We start from the raw sequence: 5081 nt of genomic DNA on the forward strand, positions 1-5081 counted from the left end.
GATCGGTGATGTTGCCGGCATATTTGTTGTCGCCCGTCGCCTTGAGCGAGCCGATGGTCTTGCCGGCATATTTGCCGGACTTGAGCGTGATGGAAAACGAGCCGCCGCCAGCGATGGCTGCGGTGTCGCCGGCCTGCGTCTTCCAATTGCCCTCGATCGGATCGGCCCAGGCCGCACCGGCCATGATCAATGTGGCCGCAAGGGCCAGGCTCACTCTTCGAAACATGTCTTCCTCCCTTTAGATGTCCGGCCGGATGCTCCGCCTCGGTCTGCCGCTTACGCAAACGTAAGCTAATCCAGCTCCCGGCAAAACAAAAGCGGTGCCGCAACGGAAGACTTTCGGATTTTGAAGGGCCCCGAATGCGCCTCCTGGCCAAGGAAATGAAACGATCGGCGCATCGCCTTTGTCTCCTGTGGTTAGCGAAGTCTTGAATTGGCATCGGGAAATTTTCGTCAAATTTGACGCAAGCAGGCTGAATTGCTGGCTTTGTATCCTTAACGAATTTCCGCGTTTACCTCTTGTTTTAGCTTTGTTTTCCTCAAATTAAGCACGCCATTTAACGACGGATTCAAGCCTGCACGGCATTCTCGAAAGCATCGGAAGAGCAGCCGCCAAGGACGAAAGAAGGCAGCTCTCGGGAGCCTGACAGGGGCCGGAAACAGGGGATTGAAATGGCACGTTTTGAAATGCTTGAAGCAGGTTTCGGCGCCATGGGGGCAACTGCCCAGGCCGACATCCTTTTCGAACTGGGCATGATGTATGCGACCGGCCGCGATTGCGAGACCGATGTCGTTGCCGCCCACAAATGGTTCAACATCGCCGCCATCAAGGGCTCGGCCCGCGCCGCGGAACTGCGCTCGGAACTGTCGGCGGCCATGTCGAAGGTCGAGATCGCCACGGCGCTTCGCGAAGCCCGCGAATGGATGACCATGCACTGAAATCTGCCAATCGCAGACAGGCCTATCGAAGACAGGGAAGCTCCGGGATCAAGGCCGCACAGACGGCCGGACCCGGCGAAATTGAAGGCCGCGCAAGACGGTCACGAGGGCAAGAGAAAGAACGCGGCAGGCCGCAAGGCCCAGTCGTGCGCGACACAGGGAAGCTGAGCGGGATTTTTAGGGGCGGGGCGCCTGGAGATTGCTCGACGGGCAAAAAAGCCACGACCAGCCGGAACAAGGCTGGCGTGGGTTTTTGCGTGGATGACGTCTTGCAGGCCCAATCGAGCGGCGCCAATGCGCCTAGACAGGCCGAATGAAGGATGAAATTGTCCCGCCTCTCTGGAAGAAGCGTGGCCGGGGCGGCCGCGCGTGAGTGGAGGAGTTCTACCATCATGAAAAAATTGAGTATTTTGAACGCGGCCATATTCGGCCTGATGATGAGCACGCCGGTCGCATTCGCCGACGATATCACCTTTGCGGTGATCGGCCCGATGACCGGACAGCTCGCCACCATCGGCGATCAGTTCAAGCAGGGCGCACAGGCCGCTGCCGATGCGATCAACGCCGCTGGCGGCGTCAACGGGTCGATGATCAAGCTTGATATCGAAGACGACCAGTGCGATCCCAAGCAGGCGGTGTCGGTTGCCAACCGCGTCGTCGCCGATGGCGTCAAGTTCATCGACGGCCATGCCTGCTCGGGTTCGAGCATTCCGGCCTCGGCCGTCTATGCCGAAGCCGGCGCGCTGATGATGAGCCCGGCTTCTTCCAACCCGGTGCTGACCGACGCGGCCGCCAAGGCCGGCTGGCCGACGATCATGCGCCTTTATACGCGTGACGATGCGCAGGGCGCCTTCATCGGCCCATGGATCGCCAAGAAGTTCGCCGGCAAGAATGTCGTCGTCCTGCACGACAAGAGCGCCTACGGACAGGGCGTGGCTGACGCCGTCAGGGCAACGATGAATGCCGGCGGCCTCAAGGAGGTCTACTATGACGGCATCAACGCTGGCGAGAAGGACTATTCGGCTCTCGTTACCAAGCTCAAGGACTTGAAAGCCGACGTCGTCTATTTCGGCGGCTACCATCCTGAAGCTGGCCTGATCCTGCGTCAGTCGGCGGAACAGAACCTGAAGTTCCAGCTGATCATGCCGGACTCCATCGCCTCGCCGGAATTCTGGCAGGTCGCTGGCCCGGCCGGCGAGGGCACCATGTTCGTCTTCCCGTCGGATCCGCAGGCAAAGCCGGAAGCCAAGGCAGCCGTCGAGAAGATCAAGGCCGGCGGTTTCGTGCCGGAGGGCTTCACGCTGTTCTCATACGCCACCATCCAGGCATTCGCCGAAGGCATCAAGCGTGCCGGCAGCGACGATCCGGCCAAGGTTGCCGAGGCGCTGAAGAACGGCACGCCGATCAGCACCGTCGTCGGTAATGTCACCTTCGACGAGAAGGGCGATCTCAAGAATGCCAGCTACGACATCAACCAGTGGCATGACGGAAAATATGCGCCGATCGCGCAGTAATCGCCGGCCCGGCGACTGAATAGCATAGGGAAATGGCCGGGGTCGTCCCCGGCCATTTTCTTGTTTGCCCTGTAGTCTGCCTTTCGAACCGTCAGCTGGCTACAGCGGCCGAAGCGGCTTGTTCCTCGACGAACCGTACCAGCACCGTCCCGTCGGTCACCTGCACGCCCTCGGTGGCGATCTCGGCGATCACGCCGTCATGCGGCGCGGCGATGGTGTGTTCCATCTTCATCGCCTCCAGGATCAGCAGCGGTTGACCCTTGATCACGGCATCGCCCTTTCCCACGCGCACCAGCTTGACCAGTCCCGGCATCGGCGCGCGCAGGCTGCCTGAACCCGCCGCTGCCTCGTCGGCTCGTGCGAGCGGGTCCGGCACCGTAAAGGTGTAGCCGACGGCGCCTTCGAACAGGGTGATGTGGCCTGGCCAGCGGGCGAGGCGTGGTGTTGAGCGAAAATCATGCGAATTGGTGTCGTCATAGGGCTTGTCCAGCGTCACCTGGAACCGCCCGTCATGCCGCACCGAAACTTTCGCCACGATTTCGTCTTCGCCAAACTTCAAACGTGTGCGTCGCGCCACGCTGTGGAAATGCGCATAACCGGCAAGCGACGACCACGGATCGTTGGGTGACGGCGATGCTCCGGCGCCGGAGGCCGCAACGGCCGCGGCAGCGATGGTTTCGCCGGTCGGCGGCGCGACCTCGGTCAGCGCCGTCTGGTGCCTGGCGATCAGGCTGGTGTCAACATCGCCTGCGGCGAAATCCGGATCGGCGGCGAGAGCGGCAAGAAAGGCGGTGTTGACGGTCGAGCCGGCGATCTCGGTCCGGGATAGCGCCGCGCCAAGCGCCTCCAGAGCCGCCTGCCTGTCCGTTGCGTGGACGACCAGCTTGGCAATCATCGGGTCGTAATAGGGCGAGATGGCGTCACCCGCTCGCACGCCAGTCTCGATGCGAATCGTGGCGCCTTGCGGGGCCGCATCCGGAAATTTCAGATGATGCAGCGTACCGGTCGCCGGCAGGAACCCTTTTGCCGCGTCCTCGGCATAGATGCGCGCCTCGAAGGCATGGCCGACGAGCGCGATCTCGCTTTGCGTCTTGGGCAGCTTTTCGCCTGACGCGACCCGCAACTGCCACTCGACCAGGTCGGTGCCGGTGACCATTTCGGTGACCGGGTGCTCGACCTGCAGACGGGTGTTCATCTCCATGAACCAGAAGCGGTCGGCCTTCAGGCCCTGCGAGGCATCGACGATGAACTCGATGGTGCCGGCGCCTGAATAATTGATCGCCTTGGCGGCCTTCACTGCCGCCTCCGTCATCGCCTTGCGCAAAGCGGGCGTCATGCCGGGCGCCGGCGATTCCTCGATCACCTTCTGGTGGCGGCGCTGCGCCGAGCAATCGCGCTCGTAGAGATGCACGACATTGCCCAAATTGTCGCCGAAGACCTGCACTTCGACATGGCGCGGCTTGTCGACATATTTTTCGACCAGCACACGGTCGTCGCCGAACGCGGCTTTCGCCTCGCGCCGTGCGCTGGACAACGCCTCGGAAAACTCATCGGGATGCTCGACCCGGCGCATGCCCTTGCCGCCGCCGCCGGCGCGCGCCTTGATCAGCACTGGATAGCCGATCTCGCGCGCCTTGGAGGCAAGCAGCACGATCTCCTGCGCCTCGCCATGATAGCCCGGCACGACCGGCACGCCGGCCTTTTCCATCAGCCGCTTGGCGGCGTCCTTCAGCCCCATGGCACGGATAGAGGCCGCGGATGGGCCGATGAAAATAAGCCCCGCCGCTGTCACCTGGTCGACGAAATCGGGATTTTCCGACAGGAAGCCGTAGCCGGGATGAATGGCTTGCGCACCCGTTGCCAGGGCCGCCGCGATGATCTTGTCGCCGCGCAGATAGCTTTCGCCGACGGGCGAGGCGCCGATATGCACCGCCTCGTCGGCCATCTCGACATGCAGGGATTTTGCGTCGGCATCCGAATAGATGGCGACGGTACGCACGCCCAGCTTCCGAGCCGTACGGATGACACGGCAAGCGATCTCGCCGCGGTTGGCGATCAGGATCTTGGCGAACATGGAGCCTCCGCATGTAAGGTTCGAAGTCCATGGGAAGCATGGCGCTTGAACACCCCCCTCTGACCGGCAGGACAGAGGGGGGTGCTGTCTCGCGAGCCTTTTAAGCCCTCGGAGTAAACCTCTCCCTTACCAGGGAAGTGCTCTACCTTGCGGTCGGCTGTACCTACTTCGAGGCCGCGATCTCGCAACTGCCGCCGGTCGTGACTTTGTAGTGGCCGCGGGTGGACTGACAGGATTTCATCGCCAACTCTTCGGCCGTCTTTTGAGATGGTGCGTTGAGGTGGCCGCCGCAAACTATGTACGACGACATTATCCGTGCGTAGGGAGTGGTTGCGTACGCTGAATGGCCACCGGCCGCGACATAGGCCTTGTAGGCCTTGGTGCAGGGATCCTTGGGATTTCGCGGCAGGTACGGCGGGAAACGCTTGTCTCCCTCGCTTCCCGCCAGTGAGCCGGCCATGCCCGCTCCGGATGCTGCGAACACCAGCAATACAGCCAATATCGCCATGGCTGTTCGCTTGGAATTCGTGGATTTCATTTTGTCTTCCCCAAGG

At 62.0% G+C, this 5081-nt stretch carries 5 protein-coding genes; 2 read left to right on the forward strand and 3 right to left on the reverse strand.

Annotation, left to right across the window (positions count from 1 at the left end):
• Positions 1-226, reverse strand: a 226-nt coding sequence (locus EN884_RS25385; RefSeq protein ID WP_128360798.1) for a DUF2147 domain-containing protein, incomplete at its 3' end; no start/stop codon positions are given.
• A 446-nt stretch (positions 227-672) separates the two neighbouring features.
• Here EN884_RS25385 and EN884_RS25390 point away from each other — a divergent pair.
• Both EN884_RS25390 and EN884_RS25395 read left to right on the forward strand, forming a co-directional pair.
• Entirely contained in the window at positions 673-939 is a 267-nt protein-coding gene (locus EN884_RS25390) for a sel1 repeat family protein (RefSeq protein WP_013532614.1), read from the forward strand.
• A 392-nt stretch (positions 940-1331) separates the two neighbouring features.
• Positions 1332-2453: an ABC transporter substrate-binding protein gene (locus tag EN884_RS25395; protein ID WP_013532613.1), complete on the forward strand. Its 1122-nt coding sequence runs from the start codon at positions 1332-1334 to the stop codon at positions 2451-2453.
• Between the two features lie 91 nt (positions 2454-2544).
• Here the strand turns inward: EN884_RS25395 and EN884_RS25400 are convergent, their stop codons facing one another.
• Together EN884_RS25400 and EN884_RS25405 are read right to left on the reverse strand one after the other, a co-directional pair.
• Positions 2545-4527: an acetyl/propionyl/methylcrotonyl-CoA carboxylase subunit alpha gene (locus EN884_RS25400; RefSeq protein ID WP_013532612.1), complete on the reverse strand. Its 1983-nt coding sequence runs from the start codon at positions 4525-4527 to the stop codon at positions 2545-2547.
• Between the two features lie 163 nt (positions 4528-4690).
• Complete coding sequence (locus EN884_RS25405; protein WP_024505729.1) at positions 4691-5065, reverse strand: hypothetical protein; 375 nt, start codon at positions 5063-5065, stop codon at positions 4691-4693.
• Positions 5066-5081 lie beyond the last annotated feature (16 nt).

Source organism: Mesorhizobium sp. M7A.F.Ca.AU.001.01.1.1 (genome assembly GCF_004022735.1).
Lineage (GTDB): Bacteria > Pseudomonadota > Alphaproteobacteria > Rhizobiales > Rhizobiaceae > Mesorhizobium > Mesorhizobium ciceri.